The organism is Paenibacillus thermoaerophilus, from assembly GCF_005938195.1.
Lineage (GTDB): Bacteria > Bacillota > Bacilli > Paenibacillales > Reconciliibacillaceae > Paenibacillus_W > Paenibacillus_W thermoaerophilus.
The window spans coordinates 39,579-64,323 of sequence record NZ_VCQZ01000009.1 but is presented as its reverse complement, the minus strand read 5'-3'; the positions used below and the strand labels follow the sequence as shown (position 1 = coordinate 64,323).

General features: G+C 60.3%; 20 protein-coding genes. 3 read left to right on the top strand and 17 right to left on the bottom strand.

All coding sequences use genetic code 11. From position 1 onward, the window contains the following. Position 1: 1 nt before the first annotated feature. On the bottom strand, positions 2-3,448 hold the full coding sequence (metH, locus tag FE781_RS08120; RefSeq protein ID WP_138789116.1) for a methionine synthase: 3,447 nt from the start codon (positions 3,446-3,448) through the stop codon (positions 2-4). 246 nt (positions 3,449-3,694) lie between these two features. On the opposite strand from metH, the gene FE781_RS08115 reads away from it, so the two are divergent. Beyond that, positions 3,695-4,237: a 1,2-dihydroxy-3-keto-5-methylthiopentene dioxygenase gene (locus FE781_RS08115; RefSeq protein ID WP_138789115.1), complete on the top strand. Its 543-nt coding sequence runs from the start codon at positions 3,695-3,697 to the stop codon at positions 4,235-4,237. Positions 4,238-4,321: 84 nt separating this feature from the next. Here the strand turns inward: FE781_RS08115 and FE781_RS08110 are convergent, their stop codons facing one another. The 4 genes from FE781_RS08110 to FE781_RS08095 form a co-directional block, all read right to left on the bottom strand. After that, positions 4,322-5,113 (bottom strand): HAD family hydrolase, encoded by a 792-nt coding sequence (locus FE781_RS08110; protein WP_138789114.1) that lies wholly within the window; start codon positions 5,111-5,113, stop codon positions 4,322-4,324. A gap of 30 nt (positions 5,114-5,143) precedes the next feature. Further along, positions 5,144-5,653 (bottom strand): hypothetical protein, encoded by a 510-nt coding sequence (locus tag FE781_RS08105; RefSeq protein ID WP_138789113.1) that lies wholly within the window; start codon positions 5,651-5,653, stop codon positions 5,144-5,146. A 103-nt stretch (positions 5,654-5,756) separates the two neighbouring features. Beyond that, entirely contained in the window at positions 5,757-5,954 is a 198-nt protein-coding gene (locus tag FE781_RS08100) for a DUF896 domain-containing protein (RefSeq protein WP_138789112.1), read from the bottom strand. A gap of 97 nt (positions 5,955-6,051) precedes the next feature. Next, a complete protein-coding gene (locus FE781_RS08095) occupies positions 6,052-6,417 on the bottom strand; it encodes a LysM peptidoglycan-binding domain-containing protein (RefSeq protein ID WP_138789111.1) in 366 nt (121 codons plus the stop codon). A 155-nt stretch (positions 6,418-6,572) separates the two neighbouring features. Between FE781_RS08095 and lexA the strand changes: the two genes are divergently transcribed. Then, entirely contained in the window at positions 6,573-7,187 is a 615-nt protein-coding gene (lexA, locus tag FE781_RS08090) for a transcriptional repressor LexA (protein ID WP_138789184.1), read from the top strand. Positions 7,188-7,653: 466 nt separating this feature from the next. On the opposite strand, the gene glnA is transcribed toward lexA, so the two are convergent. The 5 genes from glnA to FE781_RS08065 all read right to left on the bottom strand — a co-directional run bounded on the left by glnA (position 7,654) and on the right by FE781_RS08065 (position 13,139). Continuing rightward, a complete protein-coding gene (glnA, locus tag FE781_RS08085; protein ID WP_138789110.1) occupies positions 7,654-8,982 on the bottom strand; it encodes a type I glutamate--ammonia ligase in 1,329 nt (442 codons plus the stop codon). A 113-nt stretch (positions 8,983-9,095) separates the two neighbouring features. Then, positions 9,096-9,503 carry a MerR family transcriptional regulator gene (locus tag FE781_RS08080; protein ID WP_138789109.1) on the bottom strand — a complete coding sequence of 136 codons (408 nt, stop codon included), beginning with the start codon at positions 9,501-9,503 and terminating at the stop codon, positions 9,096-9,098. Positions 9,504-9,628: 125 nt separating this feature from the next. Beyond that, complete coding sequence (locus FE781_RS08075) at positions 9,629-10,879, bottom strand: methionine gamma-lyase family protein (protein WP_138789108.1); 1,251 nt, start codon at positions 10,877-10,879, stop codon at positions 9,629-9,631. Beyond that, positions 10,876-12,180 (bottom strand): GTPase HflX, encoded by a 1,305-nt coding sequence (gene hflX, locus FE781_RS08070; RefSeq protein WP_138789107.1) that lies wholly within the window; start codon positions 12,178-12,180, stop codon positions 10,876-10,878. The genes FE781_RS08075 and hflX overlap by 4 nt, the downstream gene beginning before the upstream one ends. Next, positions 12,177-13,139 (bottom strand): AAA family ATPase, encoded by a 963-nt coding sequence (locus FE781_RS08065; protein WP_138789106.1) that lies wholly within the window; start codon positions 13,137-13,139, stop codon positions 12,177-12,179. The genes hflX and FE781_RS08065 overlap by 4 nt, the downstream gene beginning before the upstream one ends. Positions 13,140-13,230: 91 nt before the next feature. On the opposite strand from FE781_RS08065, the gene FE781_RS08060 reads away from it, so the two are divergent. After that, the gene (locus FE781_RS08060) at positions 13,231-14,004 is read left to right on the top strand and encodes a GNAT family N-acetyltransferase (protein ID WP_138789105.1); all 774 of its coding nucleotides are present in this window, start codon (positions 13,231-13,233) and stop codon (positions 14,002-14,004) included. A 227-nt stretch (positions 14,005-14,231) separates the two neighbouring features. On the opposite strand, the gene FE781_RS08055 is transcribed toward FE781_RS08060, so the two are convergent. The 7 genes from FE781_RS08055 to mutS form a co-directional block, all read right to left on the bottom strand. Then, positions 14,232-14,942, bottom strand: a complete 711-nt coding sequence (locus tag FE781_RS08055; RefSeq protein WP_138789104.1) for a peptidylprolyl isomerase — start codon at positions 14,940-14,942, stop codon at positions 14,232-14,234. A 54-nt stretch (positions 14,943-14,996) separates the two neighbouring features. Continuing rightward, positions 14,997-17,579 (bottom strand): PBP1A family penicillin-binding protein, encoded by a 2,583-nt coding sequence (locus tag FE781_RS08050; RefSeq protein WP_170209460.1) that lies wholly within the window; start codon positions 17,577-17,579, stop codon positions 14,997-14,999. A 131-nt stretch (positions 17,580-17,710) separates the two neighbouring features. Further along, positions 17,711-17,953 (bottom strand): RNA chaperone Hfq, encoded by a 243-nt coding sequence (gene hfq / locus FE781_RS08045; protein WP_138789102.1) that lies wholly within the window; start codon positions 17,951-17,953, stop codon positions 17,711-17,713. 136 nt (positions 17,954-18,089) lie between these two features. Further along, on the bottom strand, positions 18,090-19,067 hold the full coding sequence (gene miaA / locus FE781_RS08040) for a tRNA (adenosine(37)-N6)-dimethylallyltransferase MiaA (protein WP_138789101.1): 978 nt from the start codon (positions 19,065-19,067) through the stop codon (positions 18,090-18,092). Next, complete coding sequence (locus tag FE781_RS08035; protein WP_342774294.1) at positions 19,064-19,831, bottom strand: class I SAM-dependent methyltransferase; 768 nt, start codon at positions 19,829-19,831, stop codon at positions 19,064-19,066. Before FE781_RS08035 ends, miaA begins: the two co-directional genes overlap by 4 nt. 8 nt (positions 19,832-19,839) lie before the next feature. After that, complete coding sequence (gene mutL, locus FE781_RS08030; protein ID WP_138789099.1) at positions 19,840-21,906, bottom strand: DNA mismatch repair endonuclease MutL; 2,067 nt, start codon at positions 21,904-21,906, stop codon at positions 19,840-19,842. A gap of 86 nt (positions 21,907-21,992) precedes the next feature. Beyond that, complete coding sequence (mutS, locus tag FE781_RS08025) at positions 21,993-24,728, bottom strand: DNA mismatch repair protein MutS (RefSeq protein ID WP_138789183.1); 2,736 nt, start codon at positions 24,726-24,728, stop codon at positions 21,993-21,995. Between the last annotated feature and the right edge of the window lie 17 nt (positions 24,729-24,745).

The following is a 24,745-nucleotide window of genomic DNA, read 5'->3' as shown; positions in this document are numbered from 1 at the left end:
GTTATTCGGCCTTGTCCACGTTAAAATAGCGCGCTTCCGGATGCGCGAACACCATCGCGGAGACGGAGGCTTCGGGTTCCATCATAAAGCCTTCGGTCAGCTCCACGCCGATATCCTGCGGGTTTATGAGACGGAACAGTTGCGCCTGATCCTCCAGATTCGGGCAGGCCGGATAGCCGAACGATACGCGGATGCCCTGGTAACGGGCGCCCCAGCGCTGCTGCATCGTCATATCGGCCGGGTCCGGGAAGCCCCAGACGTCCCGCATCATGTGGTGAACCCGCTCGGCGAGCCCTTCCGCCATCTCGAGAGCGAACGCCTGAAGCGCGTGGGAGCGCAGGTAATCGCCTTTGGCCCGCCATTCCTCGGCCTTCTCGCGAATGCCCTGCCCCGCCGTCACGACGAGAAATCCGACATAATCCATCTGGCCGCTGTCCACGGATTTCAGGAAATCCGCCAGACACAGGTAAGGCTCGACGGACTGGCGCGGGAAGCTGAACCGCTCCAGGACGCGGCTGTGATCCTCCGGATCGTAGACGAGGATGTCGTTGCCGTCGGATTGCGCCGGGAAGAAGCGATACATCGCGTTCGCGCGGATCAGCCCTTCCCGCTTGGCCTCCTGGAACAACTCGTCGATAACCGTCTTCAGCTCGACCGCCTTCGGATCTTTCTCCTCCAGCAGCTTGTCGACCTTGCCCTTCAGTCCGAGGTGGTGTCCCAACAGCATTTGCATGTTGACATACGGGTAAATATAATCCAACGGGTAGTCTCGCAAGACGTGGCGCTCCAGGTCCGGCGGCACGAATACGGGCGCATTGCGGTCCACCGACGAACGGACAGCCCGCGTCAGCGTTACGTTCGACGCCGATTTTTTGCCGGAATCCTGTACATGCGACTCCCGGGAGCGGCGCAGATCGTCGATCAGCTTCTGGCGTTCTTTCGGATCGGACAGCTTGTTCGCCAGATCGAGGCCGTCCATCGCGTCCTTCGCGTACAGCACGAGGCCGTCGTACTCCGGAAGAATCCGGGTTGTCGTGAATTTGCGCGTCAGAGCCGCTCCCCCGACGAGAATCGGCACGTCGATGCCGGCGGCCTTGAGATCCTGCGCGGTGACGACCATCTGCTGCGCGGATTTGACCAGAAGGCCGGACAAGCCGATCGCATCCGGCTTCTCCGCCCTGTAAGCCTCGATCAACTGCTCCGGCGGAACCTTGATGCCGAGGTTGACGACCTGGTAGCCGTTGTTGGACAAAATGATCTCTACGAGGTTTTTGCCGATGTCGTGCACATCACCCTTGACGGTGGCGAGCAAAATTTTGCCTTTGACCGCGGATTCCGTCTTCTCCATATACGGTTCGAGAAACGCGACGGACGCTTTCATCACTTCCGCGCTCTGCAGCACTTCGGCTACGATCAGTTCGTTGTTGTTGAACAGGCGGCCGACCTCTTCCATGCCCTTCATGAGCGGGCCGTTGATGATCTCCAGCGGCGAATATTTCTTCAGCGCTTCCGTCAGATCGGGGAACAGCCCTTCCTTCGTGCCCTCCACAACATAAGAGGCGAGGCGCTCCTCAAGCGTCAGGTTCGATACTTTTTCTTTTTTGTCGACTTTTTTGACGCGGAAATACGCGACGAATTCGGCCAGCGTCTCTTCGCTTGTCTCGAAAATCAGCCGTTCCGCGAGGCGGCGTTCTTCTTCCGGGATGGACGCATAGCGCTCCAGCTTCTCCGTGTTGACGATCGCGTACGTCAGTCCGGCCTTCGTGCAGTGATACAAGTAGACGGCGTTCAGCACCTCGCGGCCTGCGTCCGGCAAGCCGAACGACACGTTCGACACGCCCAGGATGGACAGCGTCGCCGGCATCGCTTCCTTAATCAGGCGGATGCCTTCGATCGTTTCCTTCGCCGAGCCGATATACTGCTCGTCCCCTGTCCCGACGGGGAACACAAGCGGGTCGAAAATAATATCCTCCGGAGCGACGCCGTATTTGTTGACGAGCAGATCGTACGAACGCCGGGCCACCTCCAGCTTGTCTTTCGCCGTGATCGCCTGTCCGTGCTCGTCGATGGTGCCCACGACAACCGCCGCTCCGTACCGGTGGATCAGCGGCACGACGCGTTCGAATTTTTCTTCGCCGTCTTCAAGATTAATGGAGTTAATTATAGCTTTGCCCTGCGAATATTTCAGCGCGAGCTCCAGCGCCTTCGGGTCGGTCGTATCGATGACGAGCGGCACTTTTACCTTTTTGACGACTTCCCGCAGGAATTTCTCCAAATCGGCCGCCTCGTCGCGGTCCGGGTCCTGGAGGCAGACGTCGATGACGTGGGCGCCGTTCTTCACCTGAGCGCGCGCGATCTCGGCCGCTTCCTCGTATTTTCCCTCGGCGATCAGCCGTTTGAACTTGCGGGAGCCGAGCACGTTCGTCCGCTCCCCGACCATATACGGTCGGTTTTCTTCTTCGATATAGACGGTTTCGATGCCGGATACGGCCGGGAGATGATTGCCGAACTGCGTGCGGGGCTTGTACCGGCTCATCGTCTCCGCGATCGCGCGGATATGGGCCGGCGTCGTGCCGCAGCAGCCGCCCGCGATGTTCAGCCAGCCCTGCTCGGCGAAGCCGGCCAGTTTTTTCGCCAGCGATTCGGGCGATTCGTGGTACTGGCCGTTCTCGTCGGGCAGACCGGCGTTCGGATAACAACTGACCGCCGTACGGGCGATACCCGCCAGCGTCCGGATATGGTCCTTCATAAATTCCGGTCCCGTCGCGCAGTTCAAGCCGATGGAGATCGGCTTCAAATGCTCGAGCGAAATATAAAACGATTCGATATTTTGTCCGGCCAGCGTCGTCCCCATCGGTTCGATCGTGCCGGAGATCATCAGCGGCAGCTCTTTGCCGGCTGCTTCGAATGCTTTGCGGATGCCGATGCTGCCCGCTTTGACGTTCAGCGTATCCTGGGACGTCTCCAGCAGCAGCGCGTCGACTCCGGCTTCGATCAACGCCAGCGCCTGCTCGAAATACGATTCGACAAGCTCGTCGAACGTCACGCCGCCCGTAACGGACAACGTCTTGGTCGTCGGGCCCATCGCGCCGGCCACGTAACGGGGTTGCTCGGGCGTCGAATATTTCTCCGCCGCCGCGATCGCCAGCTTCGCCGCTGCGATGTTGATCTCGCGGGCCTTCTCCGGAATATCGTATTCGGCCAGAACGACACTTGTCGCGCCGAACGTGTTCGTCTCCACGATATCGGCTCCCGCCTCGAAATACGCCTCATGAATGCCCCGGATCAGATCGGGACGCGTCAGCACGAGCATCTCGTTGCATCCTTCCAGCGCTTCGCCGCCGAAATCGCTTGCCGTCAAGTCGGCTTGCTGGATCATCGTGCCCATCGCGCCGTCCAAAATTAATATTTTATCTCGAATTCGTTCTCGAAGAGAAGGTTTGGCCACGCCTTTCACACTCCAGTGTCGGGTATAACGCCATAATCTATAGGATAAGAAGATGAGCAAATTTATCCCTAAGTGTATCAGAAATGAAACTTGATGAAAAGCAAGTGTTGCCTTTTCACGGAACCCGTATTTATCATATCATACTTTTCGGGTAGGTTTTTAATAATTTATCTTGCCATCGGTCGACACAAGGGGTAAAATCCAATATAATAGCGATATTGAAATCATGATAAGGAAGGGATTCAGATGGCCCAAATTCGTATCCGCAACACCAACGAACGGATCACCGGCGAAGAGGAAGTGCGCAGCTTCCTCGATCAACAAGGAGTGCTTTACGAGCACTGGGACGCTTCCAAACTGCCCGAGGAACTTCGGGAAAAATTCGTCTTGTCCGACGAGGAGAAGGCAACCATCCTATCCACGTACGACGCGGAGATTCGCGATCTCGCCGCCCGCCGCGGTTACCGGACTTGGGACATCGTCGCCCTGTCGGAAGCGACTCCGAACCTGGAGGAACTGCTGAAGAAATTCGAACAGGTGCATACGCACACCGAAGATGAAGTCCGCGCCATTACGGCCGGCGAAGGCATCTTCATCATCAAAGGCACGGACGACGTCGGCTACTTCGATGTCGAGCTGCAAGCCGGCGACGTCATCTCCGTCCCGGAAAACAAACCGCACTTCTTCACGCTGATGGACAGCAAAAAAATCGTCGCCGTCCGCCTGTTCATCGAGACCGAAGGATGGATCGCCCATCCGTATGAAGATCCGACGTTCCAAAAAGCTTAACCCGATAAAAAAGCCTGCTCCCGATTCGGGGCAGGCTTTTTTATCCAGCGGCACGATCCCGCCGTCGTTCCGAACGGCGCCGGTTCAGCCGATTCGAATCAGCAGCTCCGGCAGCTCGCGCAAGCTTGAAATTTCGTAGGCGGGCACAATTTCGTCGGTACGCTCGACGCCATGCCGGTTGATCCAGACGGAAGGCATGCCGATGCCGTTTGCACCCAATATATCGGTCGTCAGCTTGTCCCCGATCATGACGCCTTCGTGAGGCTCGATCCCCAGCAGCCGAACGGCATGCTTGAACAAGTTGGCGGAAGGTTTTCCTTCGCCGAACTGACCCGATATAACGATATGGTCGAAGTAAGGAATAAGTTCGGGAACCATGTCCAGCTTTTCCTGCTGCAGATCGGGAGAACCGTTCGTCAGCAGCAGCAGCGAGTAATTGCCTTTGAGGCGATCCAGCACTTCGAATGTCTCCTCGTAGACGATCGGCCGGTTGCGCCGCTCCGACGCGAACCGTTCGCCAAGCTCGCAGCCCAGATCGGGCTTGTCCACGCCAAGCGCCAGCAAAGCGCGCGTCCACGATTCCGCCCGATACTTCGGCGCCAGCTCCCGCAGCTTGACGAATCCGTCCAGCTCGCCCTGCGAGAAATTTCCCCACAGTCCTTCGAACGGGTTGATCCCGATCATTTTCGTGAACGGGAACGTTTCGTAGCTTTCGTACAAGGCGCGGGCTTCGCGCCGAAGCGATTCCTCCAGCCGTTCCGGGTCTACCCCCGTCAATTCCGCCGCGTATCGGCAAGTCGCTTCCAACGATTCTTTTACGCTGCGCTCATCCCATAACAACGTATCGTCCAGATCGAATAATACCGCTTTGATCATGTTCTCTCTCTCTCCTCCGAATGGCCCCCGTTATTTGCTCTCGAGCTCGTAACGGACTCCGTGTTGGGCCGCGAACCGGCGCAGCGATTCGTCAAGCTTCTCGATCGGATACAGATTCAACACCTTCGAGAAAACGAGACGCGACGTTTTTCCCTGTTTGTTGTATTCCAGGACGATATGACCGCCGGACCGGATCACCGACTTCACGTCGGCAGCGGCGATCCGTTGTTCGATAAACCAACGGCGCACGCCCAGCCAATCTTTGCCGATCTTCAGATAAGGCCGGTATACGAAGTAATACAGGGCGGCCAAGGCCGGATAGCTCAAAACCGTAAACCAATAAGAACCGCTCGTATCGGGCGCAGCGGTCAACAGAAAAAACAGGGCAATCAGCAAAAAGGCAATCGGAAGCACTAGACTGCGTCCTTTTACGATTTCGAAGTCCGCTTGCCTCGTTAATGCGGGCTTACCCTGCTTTTGTCGCAGTTTGTTCGATTTTTTCGCATTCCGTTCGACCATTCGTTCCCATTTTCGCGACATGATCCGCCAAGCCTCCAAAGATGAACTGAAAAGTAAAAGTTTCGTCTTCGATCATACCGAAAATATAGGAACATGTCCAACGTTTCCGGACGAAAGACCGGCCTTAATGTTGGATCGGTTGTTTGACTTCGTCCGTAAACCGAATATTGTCGAGCTGATTGCGAAGAGACGTTCGGAATGCATCGATATACCGCCGCCGCAGCCGATTGCGCTCCTCGACTTCCGCGTCCGTCAGGCCGCCGGCAGTTTTCGCCTTGCGCGCCAATTCGTTGATGCGGTTCACAAGCTCCTCATGAGTCATGCTGTATCCCTCCCGCTTTGAGAGTTGAACGGCCTTTCGGACCGCTCCCCTTACTTTGACACCGGGAGGGTGCGTTTGTCAAGGCGCTAGGTCCGTCTCAAGGGCGCGGCGGCAGAACCAGTTCTTGCCCTTCCCTCAGATAAGCGTTCTTCAAGCCGTTCGCCTTCTGTATGTCGTAAACGACTTTGCGTATATCTTCGCCGGGGCGCGCAATCTCCTTGGCGATCTCCCACAACGTGTCTCCGTGTTCGACGTAGATTTTGCGAGGCTCCGCGGCGGTTGCGGCCGCTTTCTCTTCCGAAGCGTTAACCTGAACGAGTGTGCCGCACAGAAAGCTTGCGGCCGCCAATGCGAACAGGATCAGAATTCGAGCGGCAATTTTGCGGCGGGAAACGGCATCGCGGTTCGATTTATGTTGAGCGGTCCAAGATGAAACGTCATGGAATGCATTCGGTTGATACATGGCGGACAACCCCCAAACATTTGTTCTGATCGCATCGTATCACGAACAAGTGTTTGTGTCAATGATTTTGCGAACAAATGTTTCGGGAACTTTTGTTTGTGCGAACTCCGGTTCTGTGTTATACTAGAAAATAATTTCCACTTGGAGTGATACCATTGACGAAGCTGTCCAGCCGACAACAAGCCATATTAACATTTATCAAGAACGAAGTTCGGGAAAAAGGTTATCCTCCGTCCGTTCGGGAGATCGGGGAAGCGGTCGGACTGGCTTCCAGTTCGACGGTGCACGGCCATTTGGACCGTCTGGAGAAGAAAGGGCTGATCCGCCGCGACCCGACCAAGCCGCGCGCCATCGAGGTGCTCGACGACGAGGATACGCCGGAATTCGACCTGCAGGTCGCCAAGGTTCCGCTGATCGGCAAAGTAACCGCCGGCACACCGATTCTCGCCACCGAGAACATCGAGGAGTATTTTCCGCTTCCCGCCCATTTTGTGGGGGATCAGAACGTGTTCATGCTGAATGTCGTCGGGGACAGCATGATCGAAGCCGGCATCCACGACGGCGACATCGTGATCGTGCGCCAGCAGTCCACCGCGTCCAACGGCGAGATTGTCGTCGCGATGACCGAAGACGACGAAGCGACCGTAAAAACGTTCTATAAGGAAAAGGATCATATCCGCCTGCAGCCGGAAAACTCGAGCCTGAAGCCGATTCTGCTCCGGAACGTGACCATTTTGGGCAAAGTGATCGGCCTGTTCAGGAAAATTTGACGACAAAAAAGACAACCCCCGAGCCTGTCATCGGCCCGGGGGTTGTTTTGATTTCGCTCGAAAAACGAACGTTAAGCTCCTCCATCCGCTGCGATATACCCTTTTTGTTTGCCTTCCCGTGCCAAAGATATAAAGTGTAGCTGATTTTTCTTAAGGAAACGAAAACGTTTGTCTTCAATAAAGCTGAAACATACCCGAACTGCTTATCAACGGACCAGACCGCTTCATAGCTTAGCGACCAAGCAACGATTTGGGCGATCGGCAAATGGAAGACCTGGGCAATAAGAACAGATTCGAGAAAAAGTTAACGACAGGATAGATCCTGAGCACCCGATCGATGGCGAACCTTCCTATACGCTGGTGACGGATCAGGCTTTCCGTGATCGTTCGGCGGCAATCTTTTCTACCATCATTCCCGTCCGCATAAAAAATCCCCCGAGGCCATCGCCCCAAGGGATTTCTCCAATTAATACAGCGTCATGTATTGATCGCGTTCCCAAGCGTGCACTTGCGTGCGGTACATATCCCATTCGATTTCCTTCAGCTCGACGAAGTGCGTCAGCGCGTGTTCGCCAAGCGCGTCGCAGATCACTTCGTCGCGAAGCAGCTCGTCGATCGCTTCCTTCAGGTTGGCCGGCAGACTCGGGATGCCTTGCTCCTCCCGCTCTTCTTCCGTCATGACGTAGATGTTGCGGTCCGTCGGCGCGGGAAGCGGCAGCTTGCGTTCGATGCCGTCAAGGCCGGCGCGGAGCATGACGGCCAGCGCCAGATACGGGTTCGCGGCCGGGTCCGGGTTGCGCACTTCGATCCGCGTGCTTAATCCGCGGGATGCCGGAATCCGGACCATCGGGCTGCGATTGCTCGCGGACCAGGCGACATAACAAGGCGCCTCATAGCCCGGAACAAGACGTTTGTACGAGTTGACGGTCGGGTTCGTTATCGCCGCGAAAGCGCGGGCATGCTTGAGGATGCCGGCCATGTAATAACGCGCGATCTGGCTCAGGCCCAGCTTGTCGTTCTCGTCGTAGAACGCGTTCGTCTTGCCCTGGAACAGCGATTGGTGCGCGTGCATGCCCGAACCGTTCATGCCGAACAGCGGCTTCGGCATAAACGTCGCATGCAAGCCGTGCTGGCGGGCGATCGTCTTGACGACGAGCTTGAACGTCTGGATCTGGTCGGCCGCTTTCAGCGCGTTGGCGTATTTAAAATCGATCTCGTGCTGGCCGGGCGCCACCTCGTGGTGGGAAGCCTCGATCTCGAAGCCCATTTCTTCCAGCGTCAGCACGATTTCGCGGCGGCAGTTCTCGCCGAGATCCGTCGGTGACAGGTCGAAGTAGCCGCCCTGGTCGTTTAATTCGCTGGTCGGATTGCCTTTCTCATCCGTTTTGAACAGGAAAAACTCCGGCTCCGGGCCGACGTTCATCGTCGTGAAGCCCATCTCTTCCATCACTTTCAGATTCCGCTTCAGAATACCGCGCGGATCTCCGGGGAACGGACGCCCGTCCGGCAAATACACGTCGCAAATCAGGCGAGCGACGCGATCCTCCGTCACCCAGGGGAAAATGACCCAAGTATCCAAATCGGGGTACAAGTACATATCCGATTCTTCGATGCGCACGTAACCTTCGATCGAAGAACCGTCGAACATCATTTTGTTTTCAAGCGCTTTCTCCAACTGGCTGACGGGAATTTCCACGTTCTTGATCGTGCCGAGCAGATCGGTGAACTGCAGCCGGATAAATCGGACGTTCTCTTCCTTCGCGATGCGGAGAATATCCTCTTTCGTATAACCCACGGTTCATGTTCCTCCTCGAATTGGTCTGTCCGCATACGGATGGTGCCGCTTCCAAATCCGTCCCCATCCGGTATCCGTTTTGTCGCGATGTCCGCCGCCGCGTAAGGCTCCCCTCAGTGGAAAAACCGGGACAGCTCGCCCTGGATGAGCGACACTTGTCCGGGACGGCGTTCGTGCAGCAATTGCCGTTTAAGCAGCTTGTGCAACTGGGAATCCGTCAGCTCCCGGCGCTTCATCTCGGACTGTTCGTTCAGAACGGTCGCATCCTCCGAATCCTTGTTGATCGGCAACAACACTTGCTTGATGCCGGCGATGTTGACGCCCTTCTCGATGAGCGCTTTGATCTCGAGCAGGCGTTCGACATCGTTAAACGAGAACAAGCGTTGATTGCCCGACGTACGCGCCGGCACGATCAGCCCGTGCTGCTCGTAATAGCGAATTTGGCGGGCGGTCAAGTCCGTCAGTCGCATGACGATACCGATCGGGAACAAAGCCATATTGCGGCGAATGTCATCGCTCATACCTTAACCCTCCGCATCCAGTTATACCTTCATTGTATTATTCTACGCAAAAGGTGTCAAGTTGTGTGAGGTTTTTTGCCAACAAAGGGACATGTGTGACCGTCTTCTGAAATGCGGAGGGGACGCTACAGCAATTGTTTGTCCATCATGCGCTGAACGGCGATGAGCACGCCGAGCTTGACATGCGCGTACGTCAAGCCTCCTTGCATATAAGCGATATACGGTTCGCGGATCGGCGCGTCCGCGCTTAGTTCGAGACTGCCCCCCTGAATAAACGTGCCGGCGGCCATGATAACGGGATGCTCGTAACCGGGCATGTCCCACGGCACGGGGGTCACATGCGAATCGACGGCCGCCGCCTGCTGGATGCCTTGCACGAATTCGATCAGATGCTCCTCGCGTCCGAAGCGGATCGCCTGAATCAGATCCGTCCGGGGAGCGTTCCAGACGGGTTGCGTCTCGAAGCCGAGCAGCTCGAACAAGCCCGCCGCGAAAATGCTGCCGCGCAGCGCTTGACCGACGACGTGCGGAGCCAGGTACAACCCTTGGAACATGCTTCTCATCGTACCTAGCGTCGACCCGACCTCCCCGCCGATGCCGGGAGCCGTCAGCCTGTACGAAGCCAGCTCGACCAGATCGGCGCGCCCGGCGATATAGCCGCCCGTCGGCGCAAGGCCGCCGCCCGGATTTTTGATCAGGGAGCCTGCGATCAGATCGATGCCGGCCTGTGTCGGTTCCCTCTCCTCGGTGAACTCTCCGTAACAGTTGTCAGCAAACGTAACAATATCGGGCCTGATGCTCTTGACGAACCGGGCCATCTCCGACAGTTCGTCCACCGTGAAGGACGCCCGCCAATCGTAGCCGCGCGACCGCTGCATCGCCACGACTTTGACATCGGGGGTCAACGCCTCGCGGATCGCGTCCCAGTCCGGCTTGCCGTCCGGATTGAGCGGGACCTCCGCGTATCGGATGCCCCAATCCTGCAGCGAGCCTTTGCCGTCTCCGGGACGGCCGATCACTTTATGCAGCGTATCGTAAGGCCGGCCCGTGATGCTCAGCAGCGCATCACCCGGTCTCAACACGCCGAACAGCGCGGTGCCGATCGTATGCGTGCCGGAGACGAAATGCGGCCGGACCAGCGCGGCCTCCGCCCCGAACACGTCCGCATAGACGAGATCCAGCACCTCCCGTCCGCGGTCGTTGTAGCCGTAACCCGTCGATCCGTTAAAATGAAAGTCGCTGACCTGATGCCGGCGGAACGACTCGATCACCTTCCACTGATTCCGTTCCGCCGTCCGCTCGACCTCCTTCCATCGCTCCTCGACGAGCCGTTCCGCCCGTTCCGCAAGCGATAAAAGCTTGTCCGAAATCCTCATACCCGATTCCCCGTCTCTTCCCAGATGTAATCTTCCAGCGCCGCGCGATTCACGGCGAACACTTCCGGATTGATCCGCACCGTCAGCCGCAGCGCCTCTCCTTGCTCCTGCTGCTCCAGCACTTCGCCCAGCCGGTACAGCTTGGCAATCAGATCGCCTCGGACCGCCGGCACGAGAAATACGGTCGCTTCCGACCCCAACTGCTGCTCAATCGCGGTTTTGATCGCTTCAAGATCCTCATCGCGCATGGCGGACACGCGCAGCCACCGCCCTTCCGACACGAGCAGCTCGCGCTCGGCTTCCGGCAAGAGGTCCACCTTGTTAAACACGGTGATCCGCTCTTTGTCTTGCGCGCCGAGCTCCTCCAGCACCTGATCGACGACTTTGCGGTGCAAATCGCGGACGGGGCTCGAGCTGTCCACGACGTGCAGGATCAGATCCGCCTCGTTCACTTCCTCCAGCGTCGCCCGGAACGCCGCGACGAGATCGTGAGGAAGGTTTTGGATAAAGCCGACCGTATCCGTCAGGATGACTTCCTTGCCCCCGGGCAGCTTCAATTGGCGCGAGGTGGGATCAAGCGTCGCGAACAGCTTGTTTTCGGCGAGCACGTCGGCCTCCGTCAGCCTGTTCAGCAGCGTCGATTTCCCCGCATTCGTGTAACCGACGAGCGCGACCTGGAAAACTCCGGTCTTCTTGCGCCGTTCCCGGTGCAGCTTGCGGTGGCGCGTCACCTCGGCCAACTGCTCCTTCAGCTCCGAGATGCGCCGGCGAATATGGCGCCGGTCCGTCTCCAGCTTCGTCTCCCCGGGGCCGCGCGTTCCGATGCCGCCGCCGAGCCGGGACAAGTTTTTCCCGTGGCCGGACAATCGCGGCAGCAAGTAGCTGAGCTGCGCAAGCTCGACCTGAAGGATGCCTTCCCGGGTTTTGGCCCGCTGCGCGAAAATATCGAGAATCAACTGGGTGCGGTCGATGATTTTGGCGTCCAGCTCCGCTTCCAGGTTGCGGACTTGGGCGCCCGACAGCTCCTGGTCGAAGATTACGGTGGTCGCACCCAGCTCGCTGACGACCGCCTTAAGCTCTTGCACCTTGCCGCTGCCGATCAGCGTCCGGGCGTCCGCTCCGTCCCTCGACTGCGTCATCCGGGACACGACCTGCACGCCGGCCGTATCGGCCAGATTGACAAGCTCCTCCAAGGACGCTTCCGCCGCCGCCTCGTCCGTCCGTTCGTGTTTATTGTGAAATCCGACCAATACGGCGCGTTCCGCCGATTCGTCTCTTGTGTCGTATCCGTTCGGTTTCAATGCGTTGCTCCTTTCTCGACCAAATCCTCGGCCCTTAACGTCATTAAATCCTGGCGGTTCGGCGTACCCGCATGAAAATTCAGCAGCCTGACCGCATGATGCCGGATCGCGCGCTCAATCAGGTTTCGCACGAACCGGGCATTGCTGAAGCACACGGGGTCGCGTTCCATCTCCGCCGCCAGCAGTTGCCGCAGCCGGACGACGGCCGCGGGGGCGAGCACGTATTCGCGCTCCTTCACCATCAATTCGGCAATCTGCACCAGTTCATCCACCGAATAGTCCGGAAAATGCAGATGGATGGGAAACCTCGACGGCAGCCCCGGGTTGACGGACAGAAATTCGTCCATCTCGTCGGAATAACCCGCAAGGATCAGGATAAATTGGTTTTTGTGATCCTCCATCGCCTTCACGAGCGCGTCGATCGCCTCCTTGCCGAAATCTTTCTCGCCGCCTCTCGCAAGACTGTACGCTTCGTCGATAAACAGCACGCCGCCCAGCGACTTTTTGATCAGCTCGCGCGTCTTCAGCGCCGTATGCCCGATATATTCGCCGACGAGATCGGCCCGCTCCACCTCGACCAGATGTCCCCTATTCAGCATGCCCAGATGTTGAAACAGCTTGGCGATTATCCGGGCGACGGTCGTTTTGCCTGTGCCCGGATTCCCCTTGAAAATCATGTGATACACCTGGCGGTTGGCCGTCAGACCCGCCTCGGCGCGGAATTTGCCGATTTGCAGAAACGCGTATATCTCGTAAATCAGCGTTTTTACGTTGTCCAAGCCGATCAACTGCTCCAACTCGGAGGTAATCTCCCGGAACTGGGTGCGTTGAGAGACGCGCTGGGCGGCCAATCCCGAGCTATCGGCTTTCGCTTGCGGAATCGCCGCATCCGGCTGGCGGAGCACGACATTGATCTGACTCGATGGCCTTGATTCGTTCCAAGCCGCACGACCGTTCATCAGCTCACCCCAAAAATCAGGATTGTATCATTATGCAATCGCGTGTATATTTATTAAAAGCGAATGCCTGACCTGACGATGAAAGGATCTGATGTATTGTATGCAGTTCCACGCGCTGATCGAACGCGCCGCTTCCGACGCCTGGCCCGCCGCCGTATCCGAACCGCTGGGCGAATGGCGCCTCCGGTACGATCCCGTTGTGCCGTCGAAGCGCTGCAACAGCGTGCTTAGCGCCGGAGCGCTGCCCGATCGGGCAGACTGGATGGACCGCATCCGGGAATTTTACGCGGAACGGGGGGCCCCGGTCCGGTTCCAGGTGGGCGCCGCTTCCCCGCCCGAACTGGACGTCCGCCTCGAAGCGGAGGGCTACAAGGCGGAAGTGCCTTGCGTCGTCATGACGATGCGCCTGCAGGGCGATATCGGCTTCTCCGGCAACAACGCGCACGTCCCGCCGCGGCAGTGGTCCTCCCTCCCCGACGACGAATGGCTGGAAGCCTGGCGGACGATGGAAGGCCATCCCGAGCGGACGTTGGATGGTTTCCGGGAAATGATGCGCGTCCGCATCGGCGCTCCCGCGCGATATGGCTGCATCCGGATGGACGGACGCATCGCGGCAGTCTCGTCGGCCGTCGTGCACGGACGTCTGTCGGGGCTGTTCAACGTGATCGTCCATCCCGACTACAGACGGCTCGGACTGGCCGAATCGCTGGTTCGGGGACTCGTGTCCTGGAGCCGGGAGCAAGGCGCGGATACGATGTATCTTCAGGCCGTCCGGGACAACGAGCCGGCTCTTCGCCTGTACGCCAAGCTGGGATTCGCGATCAGCCACCGTTATCATTACCGGACGCTGGACCCTCTCGCCTGAAGGGCAGCCATCCTTCCCGGCATCTTCTTCCTACGATACCAGATGGACGAGCCGAGCCGCAACACCGCCAGATCGCTATAACGAAAAGGTCCTGTCCATACCCCGCCCGCAAAAAAAAGACCCGGTTCTCTCCCGCATGGGAGACCGGGTCTTGCCTTGCCCGCGGAAAAATCCCCGCCGGCCAAGGCATCGGCCGATCCCCGCTTCTATCGGCGACAGGGCGGCCGTTATTTCTCCTTAATGGTAACCTTCTGGATCAACACGTCTTCCTTCGGCTTGCTGGGCTCTCCGGTGTCGCTGAACGTGACCGGCGTATCCGCGATCTTCAGCACGTTGTCCATGCCTTCCGTTACTTTGCCGAAGACGGTATACTCGGGTCTGCCGTTCAGTCCGCCGCAATCCTCGCTGACGCAGATGAAAAACTGGCTGCCCGCCGTATTCGGGCCCGCTTTGGCCATGGCCACCGTGCCCAGCTCGTACTTCGGCGGCGGGTCCAGCTCGTCCTTCAGCTTGTAGCCGGGACCGCCGGTGCCGTCCCCCTTCGGGTCGCCGGTCTGGACCATAAACCCTTTAATGATCCGGTGGAACTTGATGTTCTCGAAATAGTTTTCCTTCGCCAAAAAGACGAAGCTGTTAACCGTCTGGGGAGCCTTGTCGGCTGCCAGGGCGATCGTAAACGAGCCTTTGGTCGTCTCGACGACCGCCTCATAAGTCTTGGACTGGTCGATCTGCATCTCCGGCGGACGGCTCCATTGCTTCTTTGTCGTTGCGGGAGCCTGGCTATGTGCCGGGCTGGCGGCCGGCGACGGACTCGACGCCGGCGCGCTCGGCTGCGCGCCGTTGTCCTTGGCGTCGCCGCACGCGGCCAGAGCGGCTGCAAGCGCGGCTGTCGTCAAAGCGGCAAACCAGGTTCGATGGCGTCTGCTGCGTCTTGTCATCCGATGTTGCTCCTCCTGCGACTTCACAGTATTCGATCAACCGGCAGCCGCGTCCTACCGCGGCAGAATGGGCAAGATCTGTTCCAACACGCCGTTATCGGAAGGCTGGGAGCCGGAATCGGGCGAAGGATTGGCGCGGTTCCCGCCGCCATTTCCGTTGCCGCGACCGTTTCCGTTGCCGTTCCCGCGGCCGTTTCCGTTCCCGTCCCCATTGTTTTGCCCGTCTCCATCGCCGTTGCCGCCGCCCGGCTTGTTCGAACCGTTCGGCTTCGGCGTCGGCGATCCCGACGGATCGGGCGACTCGCTTCCAGAAGGCGTCGGTAGCGGGCTGACCGACGGCAGCGGGGAGCCCGGGATGCCGCCTCCGGCCGGGACGGTTACCTGCGCGTCGTTGGACTTGCCGGCTTCCAGATTCGTCCGGGTGTCGAACGCGACGACGTAATACGTATACGTGTTGTTCTCCAAAACCGAGATGTCCCGAAGCTCCGTCACCGGAGTCGTAGACAGAAGCCGAGGCGTCTGCTCCCCTTCGCCCGTTCCGCTCCGGTATACCTTGTAGCTGATCGCTTCCCCGACAGGCGTCCATTTCAAACGCACGTCCCGATTCTGCGGATCGTATTCCGCCGTCAGGTCGGTGACTGCCGACGGCGGCTCGTTCAAGGCCGGCACGCCGCTCGGTCTCGCGAACGACGACTTTGGTTTGCCCGCCAGCGCCTTGGACATGACTTCCTTGAACAACGTGGCCGCCCGGCCGCTATCCGAGTTCACATAGTGCTTGGAATCCGTCTTGTCGAAGCCGAGCCATACCGCCGCCGTCCATTCGGGCGTATAGCCGACGAACCAGATGTCCCGGTAATATTTCTCCAATCCTTTGATGTCGAGCTGGGTAGAGCCGGTCTTGCCGGCAACCGGACGGTCGAAGCGTGCGCCTTTGCCCGTTCCTTTGGTCACGACGTCTTGCAGCATCAACGTCATGTAGTATGCGGTTTTGGCGCTCATGACCTGCTTCGGCTTCTCGTTGTATTTGTAAACCTCGCGCCCGTCGGCATCGACGATCTTCAGAATGGCGTGCGCCCGGTGCTGAAGCCCGTTGTTCGCGAACGCGCCGTACGCCTGCGCCATCTCCAGCGGGCTGACGCCCTGCGTCAAACCGCCCAGCGCGATCGCCAGGTTGCGGTCCTTCGACTTGTCCAGCTCGATCCCCAGCTTCTCGGCGAACGACATGCCGCGATCGACGCCGATTTGATTCAGCAGCCATACGGCGGGCTGGTTGAGCGAGTCGCGGATCGCCTGGAACATGTCGACTTCGTTTTGATACCGATAGTTGTAGTTTTCCGGACAATAGTTGCCGTAGCACTGCTTCTTGTCTTCCAGCTTCGAATACGGATGCCAGTTGCCCGTCTCGAGCGCCGGCGCGTACACCACCACCGGCTTGAACGACGAACCCGGCTGGCGCTTGGCCGTCGCCCGGTTGAAGCCTTTGGCCGAATAATCCCGACCGCCGGCCATCGCGACGATGCCGCCCGTTTTCTGGTCGAGGATGACCATCCCGGCCTCCTGCTTCTGCGTCTGGCCGCTCGTCTGCTTCTGGAACAACGCGTCGTTCGCGAACGCCTGCTCCATCGTCTGCTGGGCTTTCGTATCGAGCGCGGTGTAAATGCGGTAGCCGTTCATTCGCAGCTCTTCCGGCGTTATATTGTGCAACCGCAGCGCTTCGTCTTCGACGTAATCGATATAAGCCGCATACGTGCCCCGGCTCGCCGGCTTGCTGTTCAGCTTCAGCTCTTCCTCCGCCGCTTGCTTCCGCTGCTCCTCGGTAATCAGCCCTTGCTCCGCCATCAGGTACAGCACCGTGCCGCGGCGTTCCTTGGACCGTTCCGGATTGCGGAACGGCGAATAGCCGTTAGGCGACTTCGGCAGCCCCGCCAGCGTGGCGATCTCCGCCAGCGTAAGCTGATCCTCGGGCTTGGAGCTTCCGAGCTCCTTGCCGAAATACATCTTCACGGCCGACTTGATTCCCCAAGCCGACTGTCCGTTCCCGTTGCTGCCGAAGTAGATTCGGTTCAGGTACATTTCGAGAATTTGTTCTTTGGAATACCTCCGCTCGAGCGCCAGCGCGATCGACGCTTCCTTCGCTTTGCGGAACAGCGTCTTCTCGGGCACGGCGAAAAATATGTTTTTCGCCAACTGCTGCGTGATCGTGCTTCCGCCCTCGACGGCGCTCCGATGAAGGATATCTTTGTAGAGCGCCCGGCCGATCGACCAGACGTCGACCCCCTGGTGCTCCCAGAACCTGCGGTCCTCCGTGGCGATAAAAGCGTCCTGCAGGAGCTTCGGCACTTGGTCCAGCGTCACGACCTCCCGATTCTCGACGAACAGCTTGGAAACTTCCTTCCCTTCGGAGTCGTAGACGATCGAGGCTTGCGCCATGCCGAATTGGTCCTGGTTGTCCAGCAGCAGCTTCGTGCCGTTCACGACAAAGAAAAAGTACGTGCCCATCGCCGCGACCGCGCTTGCGGCGAACAAGCCGAGAAAAAGGAAAAACCACGTTCGGGGTTGAATCCGTTTTTTTCGTTTGGCCTTCCCGGCCGGCTTCTCTCTCTTGAGTTGCTCCGACTTGGCTCTGCGTTCCGTCATGCTGAAGTCGGACCTCCCTTCCATAAAGAAGAACAACCTCGATCGAGGTTGTTCCGTCTGTGTCTCTATTTAAATAAACGCGCCAGAGGGTCAAAAAGTTTCATGTTCCGGCGCACGCCGCCGAATAGCGGTCAAGACGGATCCGTCTGCTGCGGCTGGGCCAGCGAGACGGGACGCATCGGCGTGAAGGTCGAAATGGCGTGCTTGTACACCATTTGCTGACGGCCTTCGCTGTCAATGACGATGGTGAAGTTGTCAAACGCTTTGATGACGCCGCGGATCTGGAAGCCGTTCGTCAAATAAACCGTGACGGGCACGCTGTCCTTGCGGAGTTGGTTCAAAAACGTATCCTGGATATTAATCGGCTTGTTCATCAGGAGGATCCCCCTTGTCCTAATCGGTATCATAGTACGGCTTATGGCTTTAAATACAATTCGGAATTGCGCGAATAACTCGCTTATTTCGGCAAGTGCGGGAAACGCTCCGGTGCGAGCAGCCGATGGCGAAGCATCATCGGCCCCTGTCGCCGACAATCCCCAGCTTAGAAGCTATTATAGCATGAATCCGCTCCAGATGGGCAGTAAAATTTTCTATCCGCGTCACATCGACCCACTCGATTTCCTTCATATGGCGGAACCAGGAAAGCTGGCGCTTGGCGAACCGCCTCGTATCCCGCTTGAGCAGCTCGACCGCCTCCTCCAGCGACATCCGCCCTTCCAAATATGGAACAATTTCCTTGTATCCGATGCCTTGGAACGCCGTTGCGTTCGGCGGCCAGCCCGCTGCCAGCAGGCTCCTCACTTCGCCGACCAGCCCTTCGCGGATCATCGCGTCCACGCGCTCCCCGATGCGCCGGTACAACTGCTCCCGTTCCATCGTCAACCCGATCAGGCATAACCGGTAAGGAGATTCCCGCCTCTGCTTCCGAAGCTGATCCGACAGCCTCTCGCCAGTCGCGTGATACACCTCCAGCGCCCGGATGATCCGCCGCTCGTCGTTGGCGTGCAGGCGGCCGGCCGTGTCGGGATCGACTTCTCTCAGCTTGTCCCACAGCGCTTGCGTCCCGTGTTCCCGGCCGTATTCCCGCAGTTTCTCCCTGTACGCCTCGTCGGTCGCCCTCTCGGGAAAATCGTAGCCGTAGCACAGCGATTCCACGTAGAGGCCCGTCCCTCCGACGAGAATCGGCAGCTTCCCGCGCGACCCGATATCCTCGATGGCCTTCCTCGCAAGCGTCTGGAATTCGGCAACGGAAAAAGGCTCGTCCGGATTTTTGATGTCGATGAGATGGTGGCGCACTCTGGCCCTCTCGGCCGGCGTCGCCTTGGCCGTGCCGATATCCATCCGCCGGTACACCTGCATCGAGTCTCCCGAGACGATTTCCCCGTTCAGCCGCTCGGCCAGCGTCAGGCTAAGCGCCGTTTTGCCGACGGCGGTCGGTCCGACGATCGCGAGCAGCGGGGGCTTCCCGTCCGGCTTGTCCATCGTCATTTCGCGATCACCCCGTAAGCGACTTGTGAATGGGCGCGGACATGCGGCGTGAAGCCGAGCCGCTCGAACTCGCCGCTGTCGCGGCGCTCCTTGAGCATCACGGCTCTCCGGGCCACCCGCACGGCTTCGGCGACCGCCTCGGCCGAGACGGGCTCCGGATTCGCAAGCGGACGAAGCGGCCGTATCGACGAAGACTCTTCCACCGGCGACCGGAACATCGGGTCGAAATAAACCACGTCGTAGCTGTTATCCGGCTGTTCGCGCAAAAAGGCGAGGTGATCCGCATGCCGCAGATCGATCCGCCGCATCGCCTCGGCAAACTCCGGAGGCCCGCCTGCATACAGGGCGATCCCCTCGCGAACGAGCGTATACAGCGTCCGGTCAGATTCCAGCGCCGTCACCCGTCCTGTTTCTCCGACCCTCGCCGAGAACACGATCGAATCGCCGGCCAGCCCGGCCGTGCAATCCAATACCCGGTCCCCGGGAAGGACGCCGGCGAGATCGAGCATCGGATCGCTCTGCCCTTTCAGCAGCCGTTTGACGCGGATGATCGACGTGCCGGGATGGAACACGAGAGGTTCGCCCGTCTCCGGCACGTATCGAACCTCCCGTCCGAGCACCACGATCGCGTCCTTGTGCCCGTGCTGCTTGCGCAGGCGGGGCAGCGAAGACTGGCGTCTCGGCACGTAGTCCGCGTCCAGCTCTCCGGCCAGCCGCTTCGCCCGTTCGATCGCGTCCGGTTCGGGATTGTACCCAGTCGTCACTAGCAAGCCTACATCACCCGTTTAAACATTTTTTCCAGCTCGTATACGCTGAAGCTGACGACGATCGGCCGGCCGTGCGGGCACGTATACGGCTGCCGGCAGCGGCCGAGCCGGTCGAGCAGCGCTTCCATCTCGGTCACGGTCATCGCCTCGTTGGCTTTGATCGAAGCTTTGCAGGAGCAGAGGATGGCGGACTTCTCCCGAAGCTTGGCCACCTCGATCGAATTGCGCTCCTCCATCAGCCAGCGGATCATCTCTTCGACGATTTCCTGTTCCCGCCCTTCGGGCAGCCAGTGGGGCAGCGCCCGGATCAGGAAGGAATTCGGCCCGAACGGCTCCAGCTCCACCCCGACCGTTCTCAGCAGATCGAGCCGGTCGGTCAGCACGGCCGCTTCCGCCGCCGTAAATTCAAGAGGAATCGGCACCAGCAGAGGCTGAACCGCGTCTCCCGGACGGCCGAACCGGTCGTAGAACCATTCGTAGTTGATCCGTTCGTGAGCCGCGTGCTGGTCGATCAAATACAAGCCTCGGTCATTTTGCGCGACGATATACGTGCCGTGCAGTTGCCCGATCGGCGACAGCAGAGGGAACGCCGGCAGCCCTCCCGGTCCTCTCCCGGCCGAGGCCGGGCTTTCCGCGAGCGCGTCCGGCGACGCGTCTCCGGCTTCGCCGCTCCGGCCGGCGCTGCCGCGCGGCGATTCCGCCGCCTGCCGCGCCAGGTCGGCTTCGCGCTCCAGCCAGCGCCCGGCGGCTTCAAGACGCCGCTCCGCGCCGGCGGAGCCGCCTGTCGGCGCCGGATAGCCGATCGGGGGCCGGTCCGCCTCCCGCTTGGCTCCGTAGGCGGTCGGCCGGGACGCTTGCGCGGAGGGGCGGATCGTCTCCCCGGCGCCGCTTGCCGCCGGCCGGCCGTAAGCCGGGGCCGCCGCGCCCGCGGTACGATCCGCCGGGATCGTGCCCCGCAGGGGCGCGGGAGACGAAGCCGCCGCGATCTCCGGAGCGGCCGGGGCCCGGTACAGCTCCAGTTGCTCCTGCACGGCCGCCGGCCTGGCGGGCCCCGGACGGGACGCCGCGCCCGAAGGAATATGTACCATGCCCGTCAGGGCGGTGAACGCGGCGGAGCGCACGATTTCCATCAGCTCCGCTTCCTTGCTGAACCGCACCTCCAGCTTCGACGGATGGACGTTGACATCGACGAGCGAAGGGTCCATCTTCAGCCGGAGGACGGCTACCGGGAACCGGCCGATCGGCAGCAGCGTATGGTAGGCGGCGAGCAGCGCCTGCGTCGCCTGCGGACTGCGGATGACGCGGCCGTTCACCGTGACGGTGATGCCGTTGCGGTTCGCGCGGGTGAACTCCGGCTTGGAGATAAAGCCGTCCAGACGGTAATCGAGCGACTCGCCGGAGACGGGAATCATGGCTTTGGCCGTCGACGTCCCGTAGACGGCGGCGATCGCCTGACGCAGATCCCCGTTGCCCAGCGACTGCAGCAGAACGTTACTCCCGTGGCGCAGAGTAAACGAGATGTCGGGATGGGCCAGCGCCAGTCTGTACAGGTAATCCGAGATATGCCCCAGCTCCGTCTGGACGGACTTCATATATTTGAGGCGCGCCGGCGTATTGTAGAACAGCTCCCGCACCGTAATCTCCGTGCCCCTCGGAACCGCTTCGTCGCCTGAATCGACAATTTTTCCGCCTTCGATCAAGATGCGGCGGCCGAGGCCGTCGTCCGTCGCCGAGGTGCGGCACTCGACTTTGGCGACAGCCGCGATGCTCGGCAGCGCCTCGCCCCGGAAGCCAAGCGTCCGGATCGCGAACAAGTCCTTGCCGGTCGATATTTTGCTGGTCGCGTGCCGCAGGAATGCCGTCTCGACATCCTCCGGGTGTATGCCGGCTCCGTTGTCCTTGACGCGAATCAACGAAAGTCCGCCTTCTTCGGCCGACACCTCGATATAATCCGCGCCGGCGTCAATCGCGTTCTCCACCAGCTCCTTGACGACGGAAGCCGGCCGCTCGACCACCTCGCCGGCGGCGATCTGGTTGGCGATATGGTCGTCCAATATGCGAATGCGGCCCATCGGCGACAACTCCTCCCCGTTAATATTTAACCACGCGAATTATATTCGCCGTTAAACGATAGTCTGCGTTACCCGAACCAACCTGTTTATCCCAGACGCTGCTTCAGCTCGTAGAGCAGATTCATCGCTTGCAGCGGAGTCATGTTGATCAGATCCGCGGCTTTCAGCTTGTCCAGCACCTGCTGGTCGCGAGCCGATCTCGGCTTGGCCGGCGAAGGCAACGGCTCATCGAACAGGCTCAACTGCACGACGTCCTTCCGGGCGGGAGAAGCTTCCTCAGGCGATGCAGACACATCGGGAGGAGCAACCGGAGAGGCCGGTTCGGCCTCTTTCTCCGCGGCTGCCGCCCCTCCGGACGAAGCCTCCTGTTCGCGGCCGTCCGGAGAACGGCCGTCCGCGATCAAACCGGAAGCGGCAGCGGCCTCCGCGCGAGCCGCGCCCGTCTCGCGGATCGCGAGCAATTCGTTCGCCCGCTCGATGATCGCGGACGGAAGCCCCGCGATGCGCGCGCAGTAGATGCCGTAGCTGGAGCTTGCCGCGCCGCGCACGAACTTGCGCAGGAACGTGACCTGGTCACCGCTTTCCCGCACCGCCATCGAATGGTTGCGCAAGCGCGGAAGCTGCCCCTCCAGATGCGCCAGCTCGTGATAGTGGGTGGAGACAAGCGTCTTGCAGCCGATGCGGTCGTGCAGAAATTCGATGACCGCCTGGGCGATCGCCATTCCTTCCGACGTGGACGTGCCGCGGCCGAGCTCGTCGATGATGACGAGGCTGTGTTTCGTCGCCTTGGTCGTCATCGCCTGAATATCCTTCATCTCGACCATAAACGTGCTCTGTCCGCCGACCAGGTCGTCAGCGGCGCCGATGCGCGTGAAGATGCGGTCGATGATCGGAATTTCCGCGCGGCGCGCCGGGACGAAGCAGCCGATCTGGGCCATGACGCAGATCATGGCGACCTGCCGCATGTAGGTGCTTTTCCCCGCCATGTTCGGCCCCGTGATCAGCAGGACGGACGAATCGGACGCGTTCATATCCGTATCGTTCGCGATAAACGAGCCTCCCTCCAGCACCGCCTCGACAACCGGATGACGGCCGTCCTCGATCCGCAGCTCGAACCCGTCGGTCACTTTGGGCCGAACATAGCGGTTGGCCGCGCTGACCTGCGCCATCGACAGCAGCGCATCCACCTGGGCCACCGCCTCGGCCAGCGCCTGGAACCGCGGGATCATCCCCGCCAGCCGGTCCCGAAGCTCCACGAACAGCTCGTATTCCAGACCCACCATCTTGTCTTCGGCTTCGAGAATAAGCGCCTCCCGTTCCTTCAGCTCCGGCGTCACGTACCGCTCGCCGTTCGCGAGCGTCTGCTTGCGCTCGTACCGCCCTTCCGGAACGGCCGACAGATTCGCGCGGGTCACTTCGATATAGTAGCCGAACACTTTATTGAATCCGATTTTCAGAGAACGAATGCCGGTCGCCTCGCGCTCCCGTTGCTCCAGCTCGGCAATCCAGCGTTTGCCGTCGGTGCTGGCGGCGCGCAGTCGGTCGAGATGCTCGTGGTAGCCGACGCGGATCAGCCCGCCCTCGCGGACGGACACCGGAGGCTCGTCCACGATCGCGGCGGCGATCCATTCGCGCGCTTCCGCGCACTCGTCCAGCGCTTCCCCCAGCCGGGCGAGCGTCTCGGAGCCGGACTCCAGGCAGAGCGCCTTCAGCGCGGGAACCTGCTCCAGCGTCGCCCGCAGCGCCACCAGATCGCGGCCGTTCGCACTGCCGTAGGCGATGCGGCCGACGAGCCGCTCCAGGTCGTACATGCCGCGCAGCGCCGCCGACAGCTCGTCCCGCAGGATCAAGCCGCCGACCAGCTTCTCCACGGCTTCCAGCCTCTCCTCGATCGCCTGCACATCCCGCAGCGGCTTGTCCAGCCAGCGCCGCAGCATGCGCGCTCCCATCGCCGTGGCGGTGCGGTCGAGCAGCCACAGCAGCGACCCTTTCTTGGACCGGTCCCGCACCGTCTCCGTCAGCTCCAGATTGCGGCGGGTGAACGGGTCCATCATCAGGCTCTGGCGCGGATCGTAGCGGCGGATGCGCGTCAGATGGCCGAGCGTCCGCTTCTGCGTCTCGCGCAAATAATCGAGCAGCAGCGCCACCGCGTCGATCGCCGATTCCGGCAGCCCTTCCAGCTCCGCCTCGCTGAACTGCTCGGCCACCGCTTCCCGGTTGCCGTTCCGCCGTTCCGTCACGACCGCCCCGGCCAGCAGCGGCCCGCACGCGGCCTTCACCCGTTCCAGCAAGCCGGCTTCGCCAAGCAGCTCCGACGGCTCGAACACATTCAGCTCGTCCGGCAGCCGCTCCCAATCCTGCGTCCGGGCGGCGTACAGCTCGCCGGTCGTAATATCGCAGACGGCCAGCCCGATCTCGCCTTCCCGCTCGGTCAGCGCGGCGATAAAGTTGTTGCGCCGATCGGCGACCGCCTTGCCCTCCATCACCGTGCCCGGCGTCACGATGCGCACGATCTCCCGCCGAACGACGCCTTTGGCCGCGGAAGGGTCCTCGACCTGCTCGCAGATGGCGACTTTGTAGCCTTTCTCGATCAGCCTCTGCACGTAACCCTCGGCGGAATGGTACGGCACGCCGCACATCGGCACCCGTTCGTCGCCGCCCGCATCCCGGCCCGTCAGCGTAATCTCCAGCTCCTGGGACGCGCGGATCGCGTCTTCGAAAAACATTTCATAGAAGTCGCCGAGCCGGAAAAACAAAAAAGCGTCCGGCACTTGCGCTTTCACCTGCAAATATTGCTCCATCATCGGGGTGTATTTGGCCATAACCGTTCGCGACGTCT

Bases quoted from the DNA above. Each gene is read 5' to 3' on its own strand.
- FE781_RS08095 (WP_138789111.1), bottom strand. From the start codon at position 6,417: ATGTATCAACCGAATGCATTCCATGACGTTTCATCTTGGACCGCTCAA.
- FE781_RS08115 (WP_138789115.1), top strand. From the start codon at position 3,695: ATGGCCCAAATTCGTATCCGCAACACCAACGAACGGATCACCGGCGAA.
- FE781_RS08055 (WP_138789104.1), bottom strand. From the start codon at position 14,942: ATGACAAGACGCAGCAGACGCCATCGAACCTGGTTTGCCGCTTTGACG.
- mutL (WP_138789099.1), bottom strand. From the start codon at position 21,906: ATGGGCCGCATTCGCATATTGGACGACCATATCGCCAACCAGATCGCC.
- FE781_RS08075 (WP_138789108.1), bottom strand. From the start codon at position 10,879: ATGAGGATTTCGGACAAGCTTTTATCGCTTGCGGAACGGGCGGAACGG.
- miaA (WP_138789101.1), bottom strand. From the start codon at position 19,067: ATGACGATGGACAAGCCGGACGGGAAGCCCCCGCTGCTCGCGATCGTC.
- hfq (WP_138789102.1), bottom strand. From the start codon at position 17,953: ATGAACAAGCCGATTAATATCCAGGATACGTTTTTGAACCAACTCCGC.
- FE781_RS08060 (WP_138789105.1), top strand. From the start codon at position 13,231: ATGTATTGTATGCAGTTCCACGCGCTGATCGAACGCGCCGCTTCCGAC.
- FE781_RS08110 (WP_138789114.1), bottom strand. From the start codon at position 5,113: ATGATCAAAGCGGTATTATTCGATCTGGACGATACGTTGTTATGGGAT.
- FE781_RS08050 (WP_170209460.1), bottom strand. From the start codon at position 17,579: ATGACGGAACGCAGAGCCAAGTCGGAGCAACTCAAGAGAGAGAAGCCG.
- FE781_RS08100 (WP_138789112.1), bottom strand. From the start codon at position 5,954: ATGACTCATGAGGAGCTTGTGAACCGCATCAACGAATTGGCGCGCAAG.
- FE781_RS08105 (WP_138789113.1), bottom strand. From the start codon at position 5,653: ATGTCGCGAAAATGGGAACGAATGGTCGAACGGAATGCGAAAAAATCG.
- FE781_RS08065 (WP_138789106.1), bottom strand. From the start codon at position 13,139: ATGAACGGTCGTGCGGCTTGGAACGAATCAAGGCCATCGAGTCAGATC.
- mutS (WP_138789183.1), bottom strand. From the start codon at position 24,728: ATGGCCAAATACACCCCGATGATGGAGCAATATTTGCAGGTGAAAGCG.
- FE781_RS08080 (WP_138789109.1), bottom strand. From the start codon at position 9,503: ATGAGCGATGACATTCGCCGCAATATGGCTTTGTTCCCGATCGGTATC.